19 protein-coding genes are annotated in these 19,621 nt (G+C 67.2%); 9 read left to right on the forward strand and 10 right to left on the reverse strand.

The genetic code is table 11. The features are described from left to right. Positions 1-67 precede the first annotated feature (67 nt). The 7 genes from OG332_RS37410 to OG332_RS37440 all read right to left on the reverse strand — a co-directional run bounded on the left by OG332_RS37410 (position 68) and on the right by OG332_RS37440 (position 6,791). Entirely contained in the window at positions 68-1,804 is a 1,737-nt protein-coding gene (locus tag OG332_RS37410) for a relaxase/mobilization nuclease domain-containing protein (protein ID WP_327417586.1), read from the reverse strand. A gap of 11 nt (positions 1,805-1,815) precedes the next feature. Continuing rightward, complete coding sequence (locus OG332_RS37415; protein WP_327417587.1) at positions 1,816-2,283, reverse strand: plasmid mobilization protein; 468 nt, start codon at positions 2,281-2,283, stop codon at positions 1,816-1,818. Between the two features lie 517 nt (positions 2,284-2,800). Further along, positions 2,801-3,946 carry a DUF2637 domain-containing protein gene (locus OG332_RS37420; RefSeq protein WP_327417588.1) on the reverse strand — a complete coding sequence of 382 codons (1,146 nt, stop codon included), beginning with the start codon at positions 3,944-3,946 and terminating at the stop codon, positions 2,801-2,803. Beyond that, positions 3,943-4,563, reverse strand: coding sequence for a WhiB family transcriptional regulator (locus OG332_RS37425; RefSeq protein ID WP_327417589.1), 621 nt, complete (start codon positions 4,561-4,563; stop codon positions 3,943-3,945). The genes OG332_RS37420 and OG332_RS37425 overlap by 4 nt, the downstream gene beginning before the upstream one ends. 112 nt (positions 4,564-4,675) lie before the next feature. Next, on the reverse strand, positions 4,676-5,413 hold the full coding sequence (locus OG332_RS37430; protein WP_327417590.1) for an ATP-binding protein: 738 nt from the start codon (positions 5,411-5,413) through the stop codon (positions 4,676-4,678). After that, positions 5,410-6,471: a hypothetical protein gene (locus OG332_RS37435; RefSeq protein ID WP_327417591.1), complete on the reverse strand. Its 1,062-nt coding sequence runs from the start codon at positions 6,469-6,471 to the stop codon at positions 5,410-5,412. The genes OG332_RS37430 and OG332_RS37435 overlap by 4 nt, the downstream gene beginning before the upstream one ends. Further along, complete coding sequence (locus OG332_RS37440; protein WP_327417592.1) at positions 6,471-6,791, reverse strand: transcriptional regulator; 321 nt, start codon at positions 6,789-6,791, stop codon at positions 6,471-6,473. Before OG332_RS37440 ends, OG332_RS37435 begins: the two co-directional genes overlap by 1 nt. A gap of 732 nt (positions 6,792-7,523) precedes the next feature. Here OG332_RS37440 and OG332_RS37445 point away from each other — a divergent pair. Further along, the gene (locus OG332_RS37445; protein WP_327417593.1) at positions 7,524-8,399 is read left to right on the forward strand and encodes a helix-turn-helix domain-containing protein; all 876 of its coding nucleotides are present in this window, start codon (positions 7,524-7,526) and stop codon (positions 8,397-8,399) included. A gap of 148 nt (positions 8,400-8,547) precedes the next feature. Here OG332_RS37445 and OG332_RS37450 read toward each other — a convergent pair whose 3' ends face one another. Together OG332_RS37450 and OG332_RS37455 are read right to left on the reverse strand one after the other, a co-directional pair. Beyond that, the gene (locus OG332_RS37450; RefSeq protein WP_327417594.1) at positions 8,548-8,787 is read right to left on the reverse strand and encodes a hypothetical protein; all 240 of its coding nucleotides are present in this window, start codon (positions 8,785-8,787) and stop codon (positions 8,548-8,550) included. 3 nt (positions 8,788-8,790) lie between these two features. Beyond that, the gene (locus tag OG332_RS37455; protein WP_327417595.1) at positions 8,791-9,003 is read right to left on the reverse strand and encodes a hypothetical protein; all 213 of its coding nucleotides are present in this window, start codon (positions 9,001-9,003) and stop codon (positions 8,791-8,793) included. Between the two features lie 484 nt (positions 9,004-9,487). Between OG332_RS37455 and OG332_RS37460 the strand changes: the two genes are divergently transcribed. The 8 genes from OG332_RS37460 (at position 9,488) to OG332_RS37495 (ending at position 18,745) form a co-directional block, all read left to right on the forward strand. Further along, on the forward strand, positions 9,488-9,934 hold the full coding sequence (locus OG332_RS37460; protein ID WP_327417596.1) for a hypothetical protein: 447 nt from the start codon (positions 9,488-9,490) through the stop codon (positions 9,932-9,934). Between the two features lie 146 nt (positions 9,935-10,080). Next, on the forward strand, positions 10,081-11,316 hold the full coding sequence (locus tag OG332_RS37465; RefSeq protein ID WP_327417597.1) for an MAB_1171c family putative transporter: 1,236 nt from the start codon (positions 10,081-10,083) through the stop codon (positions 11,314-11,316). A gap of 214 nt (positions 11,317-11,530) precedes the next feature. Continuing rightward, on the forward strand, positions 11,531-12,160 hold the full coding sequence (locus tag OG332_RS37470) for an HAD-IA family hydrolase (RefSeq protein ID WP_327417598.1): 630 nt from the start codon (positions 11,531-11,533) through the stop codon (positions 12,158-12,160). 396 nt (positions 12,161-12,556) lie between these two features. Beyond that, positions 12,557-14,275 (forward strand): hypothetical protein, encoded by a 1,719-nt coding sequence (locus OG332_RS37475; protein ID WP_327417599.1) that lies wholly within the window; start codon positions 12,557-12,559, stop codon positions 14,273-14,275. Between the two features lie 367 nt (positions 14,276-14,642). Then, positions 14,643-15,638, forward strand: a complete 996-nt coding sequence (locus OG332_RS37480) for an endonuclease domain-containing protein (protein ID WP_327417600.1) — start codon at positions 14,643-14,645, stop codon at positions 15,636-15,638. Positions 15,639-15,890: 252 nt separating this feature from the next. After that, on the forward strand, positions 15,891-16,190 hold the full coding sequence (locus OG332_RS37485; protein ID WP_327417601.1) for a hypothetical protein: 300 nt from the start codon (positions 15,891-15,893) through the stop codon (positions 16,188-16,190). 235 nt (positions 16,191-16,425) lie between these two features. Continuing rightward, positions 16,426-17,280 (forward strand): hypothetical protein, encoded by an 855-nt coding sequence (locus tag OG332_RS37490; protein WP_327417602.1) that lies wholly within the window; start codon positions 16,426-16,428, stop codon positions 17,278-17,280. Between the two features lie 559 nt (positions 17,281-17,839). Beyond that, the gene (locus OG332_RS37495; RefSeq protein ID WP_327417603.1) at positions 17,840-18,745 is read left to right on the forward strand and encodes a carbon-nitrogen hydrolase family protein; all 906 of its coding nucleotides are present in this window, start codon (positions 17,840-17,842) and stop codon (positions 18,743-18,745) included. Positions 18,746-18,901: 156 nt separating this feature from the next. On the opposite strand, the gene OG332_RS37500 is transcribed toward OG332_RS37495, so the two are convergent. Next, positions 18,902-19,162, reverse strand: coding sequence for an HAD family hydrolase (locus tag OG332_RS37500; RefSeq protein ID WP_327419491.1), 261 nt, complete (start codon positions 19,160-19,162; stop codon positions 18,902-18,904). Positions 19,163-19,621: the final 459 nt, after the last annotated feature.

The raw sequence follows: 19,621 nt of genomic DNA on the forward strand, positions 1-19,621 counted from the left end.
GCCTGAGGTGTGGTGGCAGGGGAGAATCCTCTCCCGACAGCGGCTCGCACTTCTACTAATGAAACGATCATCGGCCCGAGGTCGGACGATCCCGCTTATGCCCGTCCTGACCTGGGACGGAGGCCCGCTGCGAGCGGATGGTGCTGGTCTTGACGTCCCCGGGGCGATGGCTCGTACCAGCTGCAGCAGGAAGGTCTGCCAGGCGCCGAAGGCGCCACACCAGCACGTCGGACATCGACTCCGCGGTGTCCAGCTCGCGGCGCGAGGCGGCCTCCGCCAGCAGCGGCACCACTTCGTGGCCGGCTGCCTCGGCCTCGGCGAGCGTCGCCGCGAGCGCCGGCCACCCGGCTTCGTCGAGTAGCCGTTGCGCGAGATCCGGCACGGCCTCGCGGATGGCGGACCCGTACCTGCGCTGGAGCGGCGGAGCCAGACGGTGTCCCCGTTCACGCAAGACCCCAAGGGGCGCCACGGCGGCGTTGCGGTACGCCGCACGCAGGTACTCGGCCGCCTGCTGCGCCGCTGCGGCCTGCTGGGCGTGGCCCTTCTTCGCATGCCAGGCCGCGGCGGTGATGACGAGGAAGAACAGCATGTCGATGACCATGGCCGTGCCGGCGCCGTCCTCTCCACGGCCCAGAGCGGGACCGCCCCGGACCAGGTCGCGGGCTGCCTGACGCAGGGCACGGTCCTGCTGCCGTTCGGCACGGATGTGAGAGCGCGATGCCCGCTCGAACGCGAAGGCGGCATCGGAGAGTTCACGCCTGGTGTGGGCGGCGCTCGTCTTGGCCAGGGCGTCAAGCACTTCTCCGGCGTCGGCGATCTGGGCGGCTGCCGCGCCGTCATCGTCCTGGTCGATGACCAGCAGTGCTGTCCACACCGCACCGGTCGCCGAACGGCGAGCCTGTGACGGCCCCGGCCATTCCGCGCCGCTGTGCGGACCCCTGCTGACCGTGGCCTCCTCCGAAGCTCCCTCGCGCCCGTATCTCTGGCGGATCCGGGGAAGGGAGAGGTCGGGAGCCAGCTTGGCGCCGGCGTAGAAGATCGGTTCGCCGTCCTTGTTGCGGTCCTCGGGCAGGGCGACCTTGTAGCCGAGGAGGTCACCGCTGGGCGCGACACGACGTACGACGAGGAGGCCGGAGGCGCCGAGCCGGTCGAAGAACTCGGTGTCGTTCGCGGCCCCGGCCACCGCACGGCGGACGGTCTCGCGGAGCTCCTCGCGGGCGGTGCGGGTCCGCCCGGTGCGCTCCGCCTTGTGGCGCTCGGCGCTGGTGGGGCGCTGAGCAGCGGTCTTGTCGCCTGGGTTGAGACGCCGCAGGCCGTAGTCGGCTTCGATGAGGCGTGCCTCGGCCTGGGAACGGGCCGCGTCGTTGTGGAGACGGGGCTTGCGGCCATCCTCGCGGACGGTCGTGGCGATGATGTGGATGTGGTCCTCCGCATGGCGCACGGCCGCCCACCGGCAGGCCGCAGGATCGTCACCTGCGGCGATGCCCGTCGCGGCGACCATGCGGCGGGCGATGTCCCCCCACTGCTCGTCCGTCAGCACCGGGTCTTCCGGGGCGGCGCGCACGGACAGGTGCCACACGTGCTGGTCTGGTCGCCGACCAGAGGGAAGTGCGTCCACGGGCTGGTCGAGCAGCTGCTGCAGTTCCTTCAAGGTGGCCTCGGCGTCTCGGCCGGGGTCGGGGGCGAGGCTGTCCCAGGCGGCGACCAGGTGGGGGTCGGTGTGTTCCTCGTGGGTGCCGGGGCCGTAGAGGTAGTGGAGCAGGCCGATCGTGCGGCTGCCGCGCTTGTGGACTCGGGGGATCATGCGCAGGTGCCTTAGCGTTCGATCAGGTGTTGGGTGGCGGCTTCCAGGCGCCGTGCGGCCCGGTGGACCGCGGCGAGGGTGGCGTCGGTCTGGGGGGTGTCGCCGCCGGAGTTGAGGATGCGTGCGATCTGGTTGATGTTGTTGCCGATGTAGCCCAGGTGCCGGCGGGCGGCGAACAGCTCTGAGACCACCTCGCGTTCGGAAGCGATCTCAGCTGCCGTCTTGTGGATGTCGCGCGCCGCAGCGAGGGCGGCGTGAGCGATGAATCCGGCGACGGTCAGACCGGCAGCCTGGGCGCCGGCGGTGATTGCAGCGAGTTCTTCGTCGTTGAGTCGGGCGTTGCGTACGTGCGGGCGCTGCCCGCGCTGGTACGGACGGCGGCGTGGTCGCGTGTGAACACGCTCGACGTGCTCGCAAGCGCTGTCGTGGCAGGTGTGCGGCTGCTCCTCCGACTGCGATCCGCCCCCGGTCGCAGTCACCCCTCCTGGCGCCCCCCGGTGCCAGGAGGGCTCCCGGCTCCCCTGGGGGCCGGGTCCATTGGATACTCCGCCGACGGTGGAGTATCCAATGGGATAACTTGCTCGCCCTGACGTCGAGTTGATGGGTAGCGAGTCGGTCTCGTGAGGCAGGCTCGAGAGCGGATCCGTCATCGACTGGCGCCCCGGCTTGCGTGGTCGAGGCGCTGGACTTGGGCTGCGAGGTCCAGCAGCTCTTCGGGTCCTGGCAGCACCAGTACGGGCAATTCCGGCCCCTTCTGGACCAGCCATTGGCCGGTGGGTGCAGGTAGGGCTGCGTGCAGGTGCCCTCGGCGCACGAGGACTTCGGCCCAAGCGGCGGCAACAGCAGCGTGGTTCACCGGCTTCGGGGGCCGGTTGCTGGCGGATGAGGACACGAAGGCTCCTTGAGGAGAGGAGCGGGGCGTCCGGAGCTGTCTCCGGGCCGCCCCGCTCTGCGATGGGTGACCGACCGGTCAAGGACGCGGTGGTTGTCCGTGCATCACCGGGTTCGACGTTTCGGCCGAGGCAGATGGGCGAGCGCCGGGTCCCCGTACAGGACCTCTTGCAGTTCCGGGAACCGCTCGTTGCTGATCGTGAGGTGCTGCTCGCGCAGGTACGGTCCAATGACCCTGCGGGTGATTCGGCCGCCGGCCAGGGCCGCCTTGCGGGCGATCGGGACGAGGGCCTCCAGGGGGACCGGGTCCGGGAAAGGTCCGTTGGTCTGGTCCGCCGGACCCTCACCCTCCTGTTCGTCGTCCTGGTCCGCGGTCGTGCCTGGTCCGGGTCCCGGAGGCTCGGGCGCAGGATCGGCGTCGTGACCTTGGTCCGCTGCGGGGCGTGGTTCACCTTCGCCGCTGGGGTGCGGGAGAGCTTGGTCCGCGATGCCACCTGCGGCTTTGCCCGACTGGCCGTGCTCGGGTCCAGGCTCGTCGTAGGCGGGGCGTTCCGTCGGGCGGGGCAGTTGGGCTGCTGCAGGTGAGCCGTTGTCGGCACAGCTGGGATCGGTCTGGTCCGCCCCGGGGAGGGCTGCTTGGCCGCCGGGCTCGCTGTCCGAACCACGTGCGGTGCCGTCGTCCACCAGTTCTTGGTCCGTCTGACCGGTTCGCTCGACCAGGCGGTCTGGTCCGGTGACCTCCTGCTGCGGTGTGCCGGACCGGACCAGCGGAGCGGCCTGTTGGTCCGCCGGTCCGGTTCGCCTGTGGTCCGCGGGGTGGTGCCGGGTGATGAGGATGTACAGGTGGACCGCGCCGGCGAGCGCGAGGGGGGCGAGCGTGGACAGGATCGCCACCACGGTGTCGCCCAGTTGCAGTCCGTTGGGACTGAGGGCCTGCTGGTTGAGACGCACCGCGTGAAGCGCGTTTGCCCAGATGCTGGAGGCGGTGGCCGTGCCGAAGAGCGTCCACACGTACAGCCGGGCACGCAGAGGAGCTTCGGCGAGCACCAGCAGGGCCCGTACGCCGTATGCGATGAATCCGTCGACCACCAGCGGGAACAGGTAGGTGAGGAATCCCCGGACGTGGATGGCCACGGCCATCTGCTGGAGCGCGTCGTACGACAGGGCGCAGCCGGCCGTGCCGAGTGTGATGATCGCGAGGCGGTCCCAGAACCCGATGGGGGCGACGGTGTGCGAGGGGGAGTCCTTCACGCGGCCTCCCCGAAGGCCGTTCGGACCTCCAAGCCGCGGGTGGTAGGGGCGCCGGGCGCGGGCACGTTCGTGGCCTTCGCCGGATCGCCGGCCTCGCGCGCGCGGGACATCTGCCGGAGCCACTCGTGGTCTCGGGCCGTCACCAACTCGGCCTGCTCGCGCATCATCCGGCGGGTGTAGTCGAACTCGCTCTGCAGCAGCATCACGAGACGTTCGACGCTCCACCCCCGAAGGTAGGCCTGGCGGACCACAGCGTTGCGCTCGGGAATGGACAGGGCGACGTCGCGGCCCCGGAAGACGGCGTGCACCCGGTTGTAGTCCAGGCGCTTGGCGACCTTGTTGTGGAAGGGGCGCCGTTCTGCCTCAGTGAGTCCGGCTCGGAATCCCTTCCGGGCGTCGCTGTCCATGGCGCCGCCGAAGCACTGCTGCACGACCGGGCAGCTTGCGCAGATCGTCTTCGCTTCCTCGGTGCTCTTCGTGTTGGTGACCGTCGGGAAGAAGATCTCGTCGGCTTCGGCTGCGTCCATGCCGTAGCAGGCTCCTCGCTCGGTCCAGCTCCGCTCGGTGATCCCGAGCATGCCGACAAGGGGGTTCTCGTGGGTGGTGATGTATCGCAAGGTGTTCTCCGTTGTGCTTCACGGCCGGCACGCGGTCACCACGGCGCTGCAGCAGGGCAGTGCGGCGTGGCGGGTCCAGGCGGTGAGGGTTGGCAGGGGGAGCGGAGGCCGGTCAGGCGGAGGTTCGTGTCCGGCGGCGATCCGGTCCGGTCATGGCGATCTGCTGGCACATTCCGACGAGGCGAGAGGCGACCCGGTCGCCGATCTGCTCGCGCAGCACCGGCTGCTCGGCAGGCATCGAGGGGGTGCGCGCGGGGGCGAGGTTGCTGGTGATCAGCGTCGGCAGCTCGCGGTTGTACCGGTGGTTGATCAGCCGGTACGTCAGCTCCTCGGTCCACCGGGTGGTCGTTGCAGCACCCAGGTCGTCCAGGTGCAGAACCGGGATCCGCGCAAGGCGCCGCAGCATCCACTCCGGGTCGACACCCTGTCGAGGGCGCATTTCGGCGTACAGGTCGGCGGCCGTGACGGACTCCCACCGGACGACGATCCCGGTGGCGATCAGGGCACGGATCGCGGCGAAGGCCTCGTGCGTCTTGCCGACCCCGGTCGCTCCGAGCAGCAGCAGCGAGGGACCCGTCGCGACCTCCCGGCGCCCGGCGGTGTGGGGAGCCGAGGAGCGCTCGACGACCTCGTCCACCCACTGGCTGACCCGCGGGTCTGAGATCGTCGCCTGCTGGTAGCGCGAGGGGATCCGCTCGTGCGCCGCCTCCAGCGCGGGAATCGCTGCCGGCGTGTCGGCCACCGGTCGGCCCGGATCGATCCCCATCGCCGCGAACTTCGCCCGAATGCGGCTCACCGAGTTGGTCTCGCCCAGCGCCAGCGGCTCGGGAGTGTGCGTACGTCGGTTCACAGGGACTCCTCGTAGACCGAGCTGTCGGTGGGGTTCTGCCAGGGCTGATAGGCGGGCCGGGCGCTGGCCCAGCGCCCCGCGCCGGAGGCGGATGCTGACGGAGAGGCGTTCAGTGCCTCATTGACCAGGCTCGGGAGGACGCTGGCGTGCAGGCCCTTGACGCGTAGGCGCTCCAGGGCGGCACGGATGACCGCCGGGTCGAAGCCTTCTTCCAGCAGCCCCTTGGCGTGGCGGCCGATCAGTCCGCGCACCGTCTGCGGCACCGGTTGCGAGCAGGCCGACACGTACTCGGCCAGCAGGTCCTTTGCCGATATCGATCCGGGTGCGGGCTGCGGCGCGGGGGCATCGCCCCCCTTAGGGAAAGATCCAGGATCCAGGATCCTAGATCCAGACGCTGAGCCCTCGCGCAGTTGTGTCGAGGCCTCATCGAGAACCGTCTGACCTGCGGATTCCTCAGGGCTTCCGGGCAGAGCCTGCTGGAGCGCCGGTGGAGTCGACTTCAGACCGCTGTTGCTGTCGGCGCGGGAGGCCCCTGGGGCCGCAGAGGGCGCCGAATCCGGCGAAATGGTGTGATCGAGGGTTCGTCGAGTGTTCATCGAGTCTTGCGGGCGGGGACCGCAGAGCTCGGCGGGAGTGGTCGGTGCCGCCGTCGTGGCCGGAGCGGAGGAGGCCGGGCACGAGGCCCCGTCGCACTCGCTGCACTTGCCGTGGCTCTGGTGCACGGGGCAACGCGGTCGCCGCGACGCCGAGGCGCGGTCGATCTTCTGGTGCTTCTCCCAGGTCACGAAGTGCAGGTACTGGCCGCCGTCGCATCCGGTGTAGCGGCAGATGAGGCCTGCGCCGGCGAGCTGGTCGAGGTCCCTGGCCACGTCCGCCGGGTTGTGGTCGGCGCGGAGAGCCCAGAGCCGTCCGGCGATGATCGCCGGGTGGTCGCGGAAGCGGCCGTGGTCGTCGGCCTGGGTGAGCAGGCCGAAGAAGGTGACCATGGCGGTGACGTCGACCGAGGCGAGGTCCTCCGACTCGAAGGCCTCCGGCTTGATCGTGCGGATGCGCGCCATCAGGCGGCACCGCCATTCAGTGCACCGGACCGCAGGTCGAAGGTGCGGCGCGCTGCCCAGTTGGCTTCCGGGTAGGTCCGGATGATCCAGCGGGCGGCGACGTGTGCCTGAGTCCGGCTGATCCGTACCGCTTGGCCGTCGGAGCCGGTCGCCCGCACGTCGAGGTGGGGCCAGCTTGTGCGGCCGTCCTGCAGTCGGATGTGCACGTCGGTGACCTGCGGCAGCATCGTGGCCAGCCGCTGGGCCAGCGTGAGGGCGCGAAGAGTCGGTATTTCGGCGCGAGCCGGAGTCGGCGGCCTTTCGCGCAGGGGTGTGGACATGCGACACTCTCCCGTGATGATTCCGCACCGCTGTCCAAGGAAAGGGGCCGGTGCGGAGTGAGGTAGGTGATCTGTCGGGCCCTTGCCGGGGCCCGAGGTGATCTGCTGGACAGCGCAGGAGAGTTGACGTTCTCCGATGCTGCACAGTCGGCGTCTGGGAGCTCCTCCCCGGCGCCGTTTCTGTCTGCCTAGCCGCTTCTGTCGCGCGGCTCGCGTTGCGTCCTCACGGACCCTCCCCCTGGTTTGGTATCCCGTTCGGGCTCATGCCCGGCGGGTTCGGCAACAAGCTATGCGGACCCCCGCGCAAGATCTAGACATAGCTCTAGAACCCACGCACTGCGGCGCAGTAGCCCCGTGACCAGCACAGAGCTACCGCGCACGGCTTTGGGGCCGGCCCCGTGGCCCCAAAGCCGGCAACAACTGGATACCGAATCCGGGAGTTCGTCGCGCAGGTAGGCGGTGGCGACGCGACACTCATTGGGTCTCCTCGGAAAGGTCGCTGGGCCGAACAGTTGTCAGGCTGTGCCGGAGCTGGGGATTCGGCCCCTTAGAGCTGCGAGAAGGGCCGGGAGGTGCACGTGGTGGAAGGGCTGGCACCATAGAAGGACAGGTGCCCCCGAGCACCAGGTGCGATACAGGAACGTACGTTAGTTGAGAGAATGTATCAAGCCGTCGATTACAGTGCTCTAGACGCCGCCCAGATTGTCTAGACAGCCACTCGCAGGAGTTCATGTGCCCCCACGCCAGTTCGATGGCAGCCGCGTGCGCGCTGTCCGACGGGGCAAAGATCTCAGCCAACAGCAGCTGGGCGAGATGGTGGGGGTCAGCGGCCCGGCCGTCGCTCGCTGGGAGAGCGGCCAGGACTTCCCCAAAGGTGAGAAGCTCCCCGCGATTGCTGAGGCGCTGCACCAGTCGCTCGATGCCCTCTTCCCCCACGACGGCCCACCGGACCTGCAGCTCCTTCGCTGCGACGCCGGCCTCAGTCACACGCAGGCCGCCGAGATCATCAACGCAAGCCGTGTGCCCCTGAGCAACGCCGAATCCGGCAGGCGCAGGCTGAGCGACGCCTACGTGAAGCCGCTGGCGAAGGCCTACGGAGTAACCGAAGACGAGCTGTTGGCCGCGCAGGACCGCAGTTTCGGGCTACGCCCGACGTCTCCCCGTGACCAGCAGACGTCCGCACCCAGCACGATCGAGCAAAAGATCAACTACCTTCTCCAGCACGGATACGTTGGTCAGGACCCGCCATCCGATGAGGAAATTGCGCGCGCTGTCAACGAGCATGCGGGCGCGATCACCGTCACGGCCGACGACATCGTCGCGCTCCGTACGGGCGTCACAACCGACGCTTCGGACGTAGTGCGCGCTGGGCTTGCCTATGCCCTCCAGGTCGACACGGCTCTGTTCCAGGACGACGAGGAGCTCAGCCCTAAGGCCCGGCTCTTCTTCGAATCGGTCGGCTTCCTCGCGTCGCTCCACCGACGGGAGATTCTCGGCTTGGCTGCCCGCGGCAACGATGCGGGCCTGTCCGTCGAGATGATGACCAAGATCAACGAGATCGTCGGAGAGCTGAGGGACAAGCTGCCTGACGTGCAGGGCGGGCAGTGACACCACCTGCCCGCAGGTCTGCTGGGCTCCGTGTGCGGCAAACCGGCGATACGGGCTGACCTCCGCAGCACCTTCGCTCTTCAGGCCTGGCGCCTGGTGCAGACCGGATGAGCCCAAGCGTGACGTCCCCGGCTTTTGTCGGGCTTCTTCACGTCTCGCCCTCGTCGGCCACGTACTCGTGCGCCCTCCCGCCCTGCCAAGCAATGGCCGACGAATCTCCGTGGACCAGGTCCTCTGGGTCGGGGAGGTCGATCCGCCGCAGGAACTCGATCAGATCGGCGTCGGAGTGGGCGACTCCGAGTACGGTGTCGACGCCGTGGACGCGGATGACGACGCGCCGGCCACCTGACGCAGAGATGCGGTGTACGAGGATCGGCGCACGGTCCATGGGTCAGTCGCCCCATGCTTCGGGTCCGCCGCCCAGCCAGCGGATAGGCGGCCAGCCGGCCGCGGTCTCCAGCCCTGCTGCACGGAACATGTCGACGACCGCCGGCAATGAACACGCGGTCCCGAGGGGCCGGTCTTCGCCGTGTACGTGCGCGGTCACCGCGCGGCTGCCATCGAGGCTGGCTGGGTGGACGACGATGTGTGTGCGGTCAGGCATACCTTCAGCGTGCGCGCGGTCGGCTGGGGCGGCATCCCGGAATTCGCCGGGCGGAGCGCAGTCCCCAGACGGACGCGATCTTGCAATCCCAGAATGGGCGTCTGATCTCCAATGTCTGCCAAAGTGGATCAAGACTGGCCTAACTTGATCTTGCCTTCGCATTGGTCCACCCCATTGTGCTTAGGTGACCTTCACAACACGGCCGGACTGCACGGCGAACCCTTTCCCCCTTGTAAGATCTGACATGGCAGGATGCACCTCCCGGCCCCCGCACCCATACAAGTGCGAGCCTCTGGCTGCTAACGCCCCACGTGCGTAAATCGAGATCGGGGCTCGATAGCGGACACCTCAGTGGCACTTCAAGGGAGTGACTATGCGTTGGCGTCGGAATGCTTCTCGGCGCGCTCTCGTGAGGGAATGCGAGAGGCTACTCGCAGACCTTCCTGTCCCTGTTCCATTCAGCGTCGAGGCGTTGGTGCGAAATATGGAACGCGCACTGAGTCGCCAGATTCGCCTGGTGCCACTGGACGATCCCGATGGGGGCCTGGGGACGGCCTGCGGCCTTCGGGTCAAAGCGCCAGAGTTCACAATTGTCCTCTACCGCCGCCGTTCAAGTCGCAACCAAACCGAGCACATCATCCTCCATGAGCTCGCACATGAGTGGCTGGACCACGGAACCACCCTGACGGCTGCCGAGATCGAGCGATACGTACCGGAACACATCCGCGAGGAAGTTGTTCGGCGTTTCCCAACGACCCTGGTCCAAGGCCGCGTAAATTTCGACAGCCCCGAGGAAAAGCAGGCGGAGCTTTCGGCGTCCTTGATAAAAAGGTTGGCGCGCCGTCAGTCGTCGATCGGGGGCGACGACATGGTCAGCCTCCTAGAGGCATCGCTCTCCCATCCCGTTGCTCCACCGCTGCGCCGATACTAACCGTAGCGCCTGGCCATCATAGAGGCTGAAATCCCACGCTTCGTGATGGCTGCCACGCCGTCCATCCACTGTCAATCGCGGCTGTGGCCAACCAGCCTTCCGGGCTGGCGCGCACCCCAGCCGGCCCGTAGATATGCGCTGGTTACGTGCTCGATCTCTTCAAATACCTAACTGCGGCAGTAATGACCATCATTGCTGTATGGCGATTCCCCGCAGTCCGGTACGCCGACGCCCACCGCCGGGCCCTCTGGGGCGGCTATGCCGGATTCGCCATAGCCCTTTGGCTGTACACGCCGGCAGTGATGCAGGCGGTGGAACGGATCCCCATTGTCGACCTGAGTGCCCTGCTCAGACACTTTGCCAGCACGGCGGCCATCCTTGCAGCTCTGACGTACGTCGCGACCAGCTACGGGAAGAGCTCCGAAACCGTCGTGCCCCGGCATGTCGCGGTCTCACGCTGGATCGCCCGCGCCTCCTATAAAACAGGCGCGATCGGCGTGGCTTTGCTCACGGTCCTATTCTTCACTGTGGTGGACCGCGCCAAGCCGAGCCACAGTTTCCTAATCGATCATGCTGGGCAATGGGGTGCAGCGGTCTACATGACCGTTTTCTACTTCTTCCCGCTGATCACGACTGCGGTTTGTGGCTACCAGTGGACAAGGGCGGCACGACAGGCTGAGAGCACCAGCATGCGCGTGGGACTGGGCTTGATGGGGTTCTCGATGTGGATGGGTTTGGCCCACACCGTGGCCCGTGTCGCAATCCTCTGGGGAGCGGTGATGTTCCCCCTAAGCGCCTCCACGGTGGAGTTCCTCGTGGACGCGACGGCAGTATGGATGAACGCGCTGTTCCTGATCGTCGCGGCCGGTGCAAGCATTCCCACTACCCGGGCGGCCGCTGTCCGCTGGAAGACGTGGCGTACCCTTTACAGAATTTATCCGCTTTGGTTCAGTCTGGTAGAAGCGTTTCCTGGGACCAGCCTGTACCCGCCTGGATCTCGGCTCGCAGAGCTCATCCACATGCGTGTCCCCAGTGATGTTCGCCTGGATCGCTGGACTCAAGACATTGCTGATGCATGCGAAAAGCTGCGGTATTACGCTCCGAAGGAATTGCTGTTCGCCGCAGAGGACAGAACCGCCTCTCATGCGGACCCTGAGCCGGCCGCAGAAGCGTATTGGATTAAGGCGGCGCTCCAGGCCGCCACCACGGGGCGAGCCAGCCGGTATGCCACTTCCCCGTTGAAGCCAAAGCCGTTCGTCGACACTGATAGCGAAGCGGCTTGGCTAACGCGAGTGAGTGTCGTCTATTCCCACATAGCAACGGCTCAGGCTCGAACGCTTCTAGAGCGGTCGGCGCGGACAGAAGTCGAGCCCAATCGGTAATTGATCTTGGATGCAGTGCCGTTAGTGACATTCGGCACTAACGGCTGTATGGGCGTGACTGGTACCGTGGATGACCCTGGCTGTTAGGTCTTGCTCCGCCTCGTAAGTTCACCCGGGCCTGGGACGTGCAGATGCTGCCGTCGCCATATGCAGCCGGGTCCGTGACGCTATCCGGTCTGGAAGGCGTCCAAAGCCTCAGCAATGGAGTTCCCGCATGTCCAACCGTACCGGCCTCATCCTCGATTTCGGAGGCGTGCTCACCACCCCCCTGTTGCCTGTGGTGCTCGCCTTCGAGCAGCGTGAAGGGCTGCCCCAGGGTGCGTGTATCTCCGCGCTGTACCAGGACGAAGAGGGTGTCCGGATCACTAGTGACCTGGAGCGTGGGGCGGTCAGCCAGACCGAGTGGAACGAGATCGCGGGCAAGAAGCTGGGGGTATCCCCCGACAACCTGATGGGTCGGATCTTCGGCGGCCTGCGCCCTGAGCCGCTGCTGATCGACGCTGCCGCGGCCGCGAGGCGAGCCGGGATCAAGGTGGGCATCCTGTCCAACTCCGTAGGCCTTGCCCCTTGGGACCTGTACGACGGCTACGAGCTTGAGACCCTGTACGACGCCGTGGTGATCTCCGAGCATTACCAGATGCGCAAGCCTGACGCGGAGCTCTTCGAGGCCGCCCTCAAGCTCATGGACCTGCCCGCCGAGCAGTGCGTCTTCGTCGACGACACCGAAGCGTACGTTCAGGCGGCGGAGGAGGTCGGCCTCGCAGGGGTCCACAACAGGGATCCCAAGCAGACGGTGGCCGATCTCTCGAACCTGCTCGGCGTGGACCTCACCGCAGCGCCGTAGCGAGTCCCCGACGGGCGTCGCGACACCCGGCAGCGGGGAACAAGCTGGTGTCCGTTTTCGACGCTGGACTACATCTTTGCGAACAAGCCTGGGTCTGGACCTCGGCGACCCCGAGTTCGTTGTTGACTGTGCCTGCGGCACCCCGCGGATCTTGCCTGGCCCCGGGCGCCGCGTTGTACGGCGGTCATCGACGAGCAGCATCATCTGATGGGGGGAGTTTCGGCCACCCCGGCCCGAGTGACCCAAGTCCGCTGGGTGCCCCGAATCGCGCGCGAGGTGATCGCTCGGTGAAGTTCACGAAGTTTGCGTACTTCCGGGTGGCGGATGTCGGCTGAAGACTGGTCAGGCTTTCGGAACGGGTTCCCGCTCGCTGGGGCGCGATCTAGGGTTTGTCCCATGCCCCCTGCACACCCGCTGGCTGACCAGGCCGCCACCCTGCGGTCCAAGACTCTGACGTTCTTGCGCGCCCCGGTGAGCCGTGAGCTCTGGGCCATGCTCATGAACCGGGGGCACAGCTTCATCATGCCCGCCTCGTGGTCGGCACTGCCCCGGACCCGGCAGATCGAGTCCATGATCGTGGCGGAGGGCAAGCGGGTCTCCGACGGCACGACGTTCGCGATGACCGGAGACCTCGTGCAGGCAGCCCGCGCGATCGGCCAGGACCAGTCGATTGCGCTGCCGTTCACCCCGGACGTGCTGCCCGCGTCATCCGGGATGCTCGCCTTTTCTCCGGAAGAGCCGTTGATGCACGTCGGCCCGGGGGCTCCCGTGGTCGCGGTCACTTGGGGGCCTCCCATGGAGGGGTTCTCCCCAGGCGTGCACCTGACCTGGTGGGCGGCGATGCCCGACCAGGACCAGGAACCGGACGCGGCGGCGCGGGGCCGGCTGATCCCGATGGTGCCGGACTTCGACCTGCACCTGTCCTTCCTCCCCTTCTTCGACACCCGCTTGTGCCTCGAGGAGCTTCCATCCGGACTGCTCTACTCGGCTGTCCCACTCCGTACCGTGGTGGCCGCCTGGTACGCGCTCACTGCGGACAGCACGACACTGTCCGAACAGCGGCCCCACGCGGCCGTCACGCAGGCGTTGAAAGAGCTGAGGGCGAAGAAGCGGGGCGTGCAGGTCACCACGACCAGCGGAGCCGACGCCGCACACCGAGCCATCACCGAGCGGGCCGCGCAGAGGATGCGCGATGTGAACGAGCAGTCCGAGATGTTCGCGCCGTCGCCTGAGCTCGCCGCCACCCCCAAGAAGGTTGAGCACGGCGTCTTTGAGGCCGCGCTGGACCACCAGCTCGACGCCGGCAACCGCCGCATCGCCCACATTTACCGCGAGGCGTCAGACCACTGGCACCGGCTGGAAATGCAGGCCACCCAGAGGTATCCCGGCATCTTCGAGAATCTCGAAGAGCTGCGCGTCCGTGAGCACGAGCAGTGGAAGCCGTGGTGCTGGGTGCCTAGTGACCATGTGGCGGCCTGGCTCGTGGAGATGTACGACGCGCCGGTGGACCAGGCGATGTGGGACGGGCATCGCATCGCCGCCCTCGGAGCCTGGCGGAGCGGCGGCCGCCACAGCGTCCTGACCACCCTGCGCCTTCAGGAAACCGCCAGCGACCGGGTCCCTGTACACCTCCCCGAGGCCATGCCCGCGCCCGGCCTCGGGGTGGTCATCGACGACAACGGCAGAATCCACCTTTTGCTGGCGTTCCTCGACGATGTCAGCGATCACGGCCCCGCAGACGCCGAGCTGGTCCTCATCTCCAACTACGGCAATCCGGCACACATGATCGAGGACGTCAGCAAGCTCACCGTGTTCCTCACGGGCCGTGACCTGCTTGACGCTGTGAAGATCACCCAGGGGTACTACGACGACGCCGTGGTGAAGAACGGGGGCACGAAACCCCATCCAGCCGAGGAGGCCGAGTATGCCGAACACGCTTACGCGATGGGGCTGTACACCGGACTGCTCTCCGCCATCTGCGCCACCGGTGCCCAGGTGCAGGATGCCGGGGCCCTGACCGGACGCAAGTTGTCGGCGACGTGGCCACCGGAGCCGAACGTCCTTTCAGAGACGACTCTCTGGCTGCTGGGCGGTGAATCCGAGACCCGCCGCTGACAGGGAGGCCAGCACTGATCCAGATGCCTGGCCAGCGGCCGGCCAAGCACCGGGAGAGTCCGACGTGATCTCCTGCACCTACTCGGGCGGGCAGTCACGTGCGGGTGGGGCGATCGCGTCGCCGTACAACGTCTCCGGAAGAGGCTGTACCGACGGCGGGGCGGCGGGGTACGGGTCCAGCGGCGGCCGATGGGCCGGTGCTTGGGCGATGCCGGCGTTGCGGAGTCTGCAGGGTGAGGGGCGTCCTCTCGGGGGCGATGCGACACTGTTCGCAGGCTGGTAGCGGCCATAGCCGGGAGCAGGCGGTTGCGTCGGGGCGACACATCAAATCGCAGCGTTGTCGGTGGGTTCGTTCATGATGAGAGGCGTGACGACTTCACCCGGTGGCCAGGACGGTGCGGATATCGGCGACGAATTGCAGGGTCATCTTGGCCAGCACAGTGGGTCCCGCTACCGGCCGGGGTACAGGCCGCTGGCACGCGGGTACTGGTGCGACCTGTGTCCGGATCAGGCTGCGTTTTGGGATCATTGCCATGACCATGGCTTGATCCGGGGCCCGTTGTGCCGCAGTTGCAATGGCAGCGAATTCCTCTGGGTGCACACCAATCGCGGTGTACAGCACCTGATGCGCTGCCCCGGCTGCCAGGAGGCTGGGCACCCCAGGATGCGCAATCGCATTGCCCGCATCGGTCCGACGCTGAGGCTCGTCATGGACCTCTCCCATCCTGGAGAGACCAAGATCTATTGCCATGGCGGCTGGGAAGGGGAGGACATCGAGGAGAGCTGGACAGACGTCTTTCGTGATCTGTCCGGCGGGTACCTGAACTCGTATGCGGTGTGTAGCGACAAGGACTGTGACGCGCGGTGGCGCCTGTCCATCAGCCGGGCGGACTTCGAGCTGCTCGATACTGTTCGCCTGGCGGCCGGACTGCACCTCCCCGGCCAGCCCATGCCTCGCGAGGGTCCTCGTTGGGTAGCGGAGAACACCCCTGTTTTCTGGATGGATGTCCCGCAGCAGGCCGTGCCGCCGGATGGGGGATCCGCTTGGCACCAGCCAGTGACCGTCGTCATCCCCGGTTTGTTCGGACTGCGCCTGGAGAGGGTGCTGGGACTCCTGCTGGAGAAGGTCACGCTTGGCAGGACCTGGACCAGGAGGGGGCGGTCCTCGGCTCTGGAGCTCACCGCGGCGCCCATCGGCTTGGTAGCCCTCCACGTCTTGCTGCGTCTGCCGTACCAGGAGGCCGGGGCCCCGGTGTTCACACAGGGGGAGTCCCGCGGCTGGTGGCAGGCAGCCGAGCGGATCCGGGCTGCGTTGCGCTTGTCCCTGGCCGTCGGTAGTTATGAAAGGTCAGGTGCAAGGTAGGCGCGATGTCAGTGGTGCTCCCGTGGCTGAGCTGCGCTCGGCCCTGGCCGTGTTGCTAAAGAAAGGTGGTGAGCCGGAAGCACCCCAGACTTCGCCGTCGAGCAGCGCCATTCCCAGTACGGTCCACGCCTCCCGACTGCGACGGTGCATCCGCGTGGTGTTCATCTCGCTGCGTAGACCGTTGGCTCATGTGCCTGTCTGTGATGTCAACATGCACACTGACGGTTTCCCGATCGACCGAAGGACTGAGCCGTGCCCGACCGACCTGAGATTGTCTGCATCTGCGGCTCTACCCGGTTCGTGGACCAGATGCGTACGGCGAACCGTGATCTGACTTTCGCAGGTGTCATTGTCGTCGCGCCAGGCGAAGCAGGCGAGTTGATCACCAACGAGCAGAAGACCGCGCTGGACGCCCTCCACCTGCGCAAGATCGACCTGGCTGACCGGGTTCTGGTCGTCAACCCAGGCGGGTATATCGGCGAGTCCACGAGCAGGGAGATCGCATACGCCCACGCCACCGGCAAGCCGATCTCGTTCACCGATCCCGTCTGACCAGTAGACGCTTCGTGGTGCGCGCGGGTAACGAGTCTGCGTCAGCCTCGGAGCGTGTTGCTAGGGGGTCTTCGAAGTCGTCGGGCATGGGCCTGGCCTGGCCGGTCCGGGTTGCGTACCCCGGGGGTGATCTCCCGAGCCGGGGAGCGATACCGCCCCACCCTCCCGGCGTGTCGAACGGTGGGTGTGTCCGGATCGTCTGCCTGAGCAGGGATGGCTCGCTACCCTCGCTTTTATGGCTCTGGCTGCGGCTCGCATGGTGGATCTGCGTAAGGAAGCGGTCGATGTCGTGCTGGACCGGGTGGAGCAGGGGCTGGGGGTGCGTCTGGACCGGGCCGCGGTGATCCGTAAACGCCGGTCGCTGGGCGGCCGGACCGACCGGGGTACGTGGGTACGGATCGAGCGGCGGGGGTTCGAGCGGATCGGCGTCCAGGGGTGCAACGGGACCGAGGCCGCCGCTGTCCTTGGCAGTGTGGTGATGCCGCAGTGGTACCGGGGGCTGGCCTGGCGGGACGAGAGTGAGCCGGCTATGTGGCGGGCGGATGAGCTGGAGCTGATCAGCGCCCCGCCGATCGGGAAGGGCGCCCTCGTCCTCAGGGACCCTGAGTTGCCCGAGACGTGGTGGGCCGCGCTGAACACCTCCCTCGACGCGCTTGCCGCCCACCGCACCCTGCGTGTCGCCACCCCGGATACCGAGCTGATGACGCAAGAACTGGTGACGGCGAAGATTGGTGAGGTATTCCCCGAGGTCGAGGACACTCTGGTCGGGCAGTGGGCTGCGGCGCACGCGGATCTGACGTGGGCGAACGTGATGGGCCCGGAGTTCTGCGTCATCGACTGGGAGGACTGGGGCATGGCTCCGCGCGGACTGGACGCAGCAACGTTGTGGGGCAACGCTCTTGCCGTCCCGGAACTCGCGGACCGGGTCCACCGCGAGCGGCGGGCGGATCTGGAGAGCCGGGACGGCAAGCTGATGGCGCTGTTCTTCCTGTCGAAGATCGTCGGCCCCCATGCCTACGAGGACGATCCCCTGCTGGTGCCGGCGAGGAAGGAAGCCGCGCGGTTGGTGGCCGAGGTTCAGGCGGCCTGACGCGTCCGCAGGACGTGGCGGTATTCCCGGACCACCTGGTCTGCGACTTCGTACGCGAGGGCCTCGGTCAGCTCCCGCAGATGTGCGGCGTCCATCGTGGCAGCGCTGGCCTTGTTCCGGTCTACGCCCCACCCCCCTTGACCCATCCAGAAGGTTCCCTCCGGCATCAGCTGGCGGCCAGGCCCTAGAGGTCATGCTCAGATGGCGGTGGTGCAGTCGATGTGCCGGACCTCGCGGAAGACACTCGACAGGTTGACGGCGAGGTTGACGGAGCCCGTGGGCGACGACATGATGACCCATTGCGTGGCCTACGCCGAACCTCCCGCGACCGTCCCCAGCACGGTCTTCCATCGGAGGCAAAGGGACCAGCGTCTCAGGTCGTTGTCGCAGCCCGATCGCCTCGGGCGAAGTTGCTGGGGAACCGTCGCTCAAGGCGTGGAAGGCCGCGATGACAGCCCGTAGGAACTTCAAGGACCAAGTGCGTGCCCGCGCCGCTAAGACCGGCGAGTCTTACACGTCTGCCCTCCGGCACTTCCGTCCGACTCCATCAGGAGACGTCATGTCGGAAGCAAGGAATCCCAAGAGCGTGCGGCTCGCCGTAGCGCAGACCCCCGTACGCGATGACCCCCGAGACGTTGAAGCGCTGCGCAACAGTGGCCGTCAGGTCCGCGCTCTGATGCGCGAGGCTAGTGCTCAGGGAGCAAGGATCGTGCACTTTCCGGAAGGCGCGATCTGCTTTCCCAACAAGCTTGTCATGTCCGTCCACGGCCCTGACGCGGTCGGCCCGGCGGACTGGGATCGGTGCCAGTGGCCGGTTCTCCAATCGGAGTTGGCTGCGATCGCCAAGTTGGCACGCGAGTTGCGGCTGTGGACAGTGATCGCCTCGGTGCACCGCTTGACGGAGCCGAATCGCCCGCACAACAGCCTCTACGTCATCTCCGATCGCGGCGAGGTCGTCACGCGTTACGACGAGCGCCTGCTGTCGAAGACGAAGGTCTCGTACATGTACTCGCCGGGCATCTCACCGGTGACCTTCGAGGTGGACGGTGTGCGCTTCGGCTGCCTGCTCGGCATGGAGATCCACTACCCAGAGTTGTTCGCCGAATACGAGAAGCTGGATGTCGACTGCGTCCTGTTCTCCACGACCGGCGTCTCACCAGGTGCCGTCGCCGCCCAAGCCCAAGGCCATGCCGCGGTCAACAGCTACTGGGTCAGCTTCTCGGTGCCGACACAGCACAGCGCCACCGCGCCGTCCGGAGTCATCGCCCCCAACGGCGACTGGTTCGAGCGGTGCCCCGCGGACGGTTCGCCATCGGTGGCAGTCGTGAACCTTGACGACAATTCCGAGGCCGCCGTCGAATCAGTGACCTACGCGCGTCCCTGGCGTCGTGAGTCGCGCGCGGGCGTCTACGCAGGACACCAGGTGACCGACCTGCGCAGCGAAGACCGCACTACGGCCTTCTAGCGCAGAGACAGAATCCGAGGTGTTCGCGGCGCGCAGCCATGCTGTACCCGCGAACCCCTCGGATTCTGAGTTGTTGGGGCAGCCGGGCTATTGTCGGCGGCCGGCCCCCGCATCTGCCGGGCGATGAAATCCCCTCTGCACCCTGGTTCGGCTGGGTTATGTACGGAAACAACGAACGTCCACGACGTCCATGCCGGCGGCCTTGGCCGCTTGTACACCTTCGATCGAGTCTTCGTAGACCAGGCAACGGGCTGGGGCGACGGCGAGGCGGGCCGAGGTGAGGAGGAACAGCCCGGGGCCCGGTTTGCCCCGCGGGGCGTCTTCGCCGGTGATGACGTCGGTGAACAGCGGGCGTAGCCCGGTGGTGTCGAGGCCGGCGTGGACGGCTCGGCGTGCGCCGCCCGAGGCGATTGCCAGGAGCCCGCCAGAGGCTGACTACCTGCGTTAACGCCCGAGGGACCGCCCCCGGGAAGTGGCTCGCAGTTGGCGAGAAAGCGGCACTGCCGATCGTCAGATCGCGACGCGGCAACAGCTGGAGCAAACCGGTCTGTTGGACGAGGCATCCTGCGCTGACTCGACCGTGAATGACAGCCCTGCCATTCCGATTCCCGATGTTTCGTGAACTGCCCGCGCGTCGTAGTCCGGGCCGCTACCGTCCAGAACGGCATCCCCGAGACGGCAGGAGTATGGCGTTGGAGAGCTTCTTCGTCCCCGGCAAGATCTGGGGGGCGGAGGCCCCTACCCTCTCCACGATGCCCGCGGAGCCGGAGGCCCGGGCCGGACCGAGCTGGATCTCGAAGGGGTCCACGCCATCGAGCCGGCTCTGCACCGCCTCGGCGGCAGCCGCGAGCTGGCGTGAGCTGCGGCGTCCATCGC

Source organism: Streptomyces sp. NBC_01233 (assembly GCF_035989305.1).
Lineage (GTDB): Bacteria > Actinomycetota > Actinomycetes > Streptomycetales > Streptomycetaceae > Streptomyces.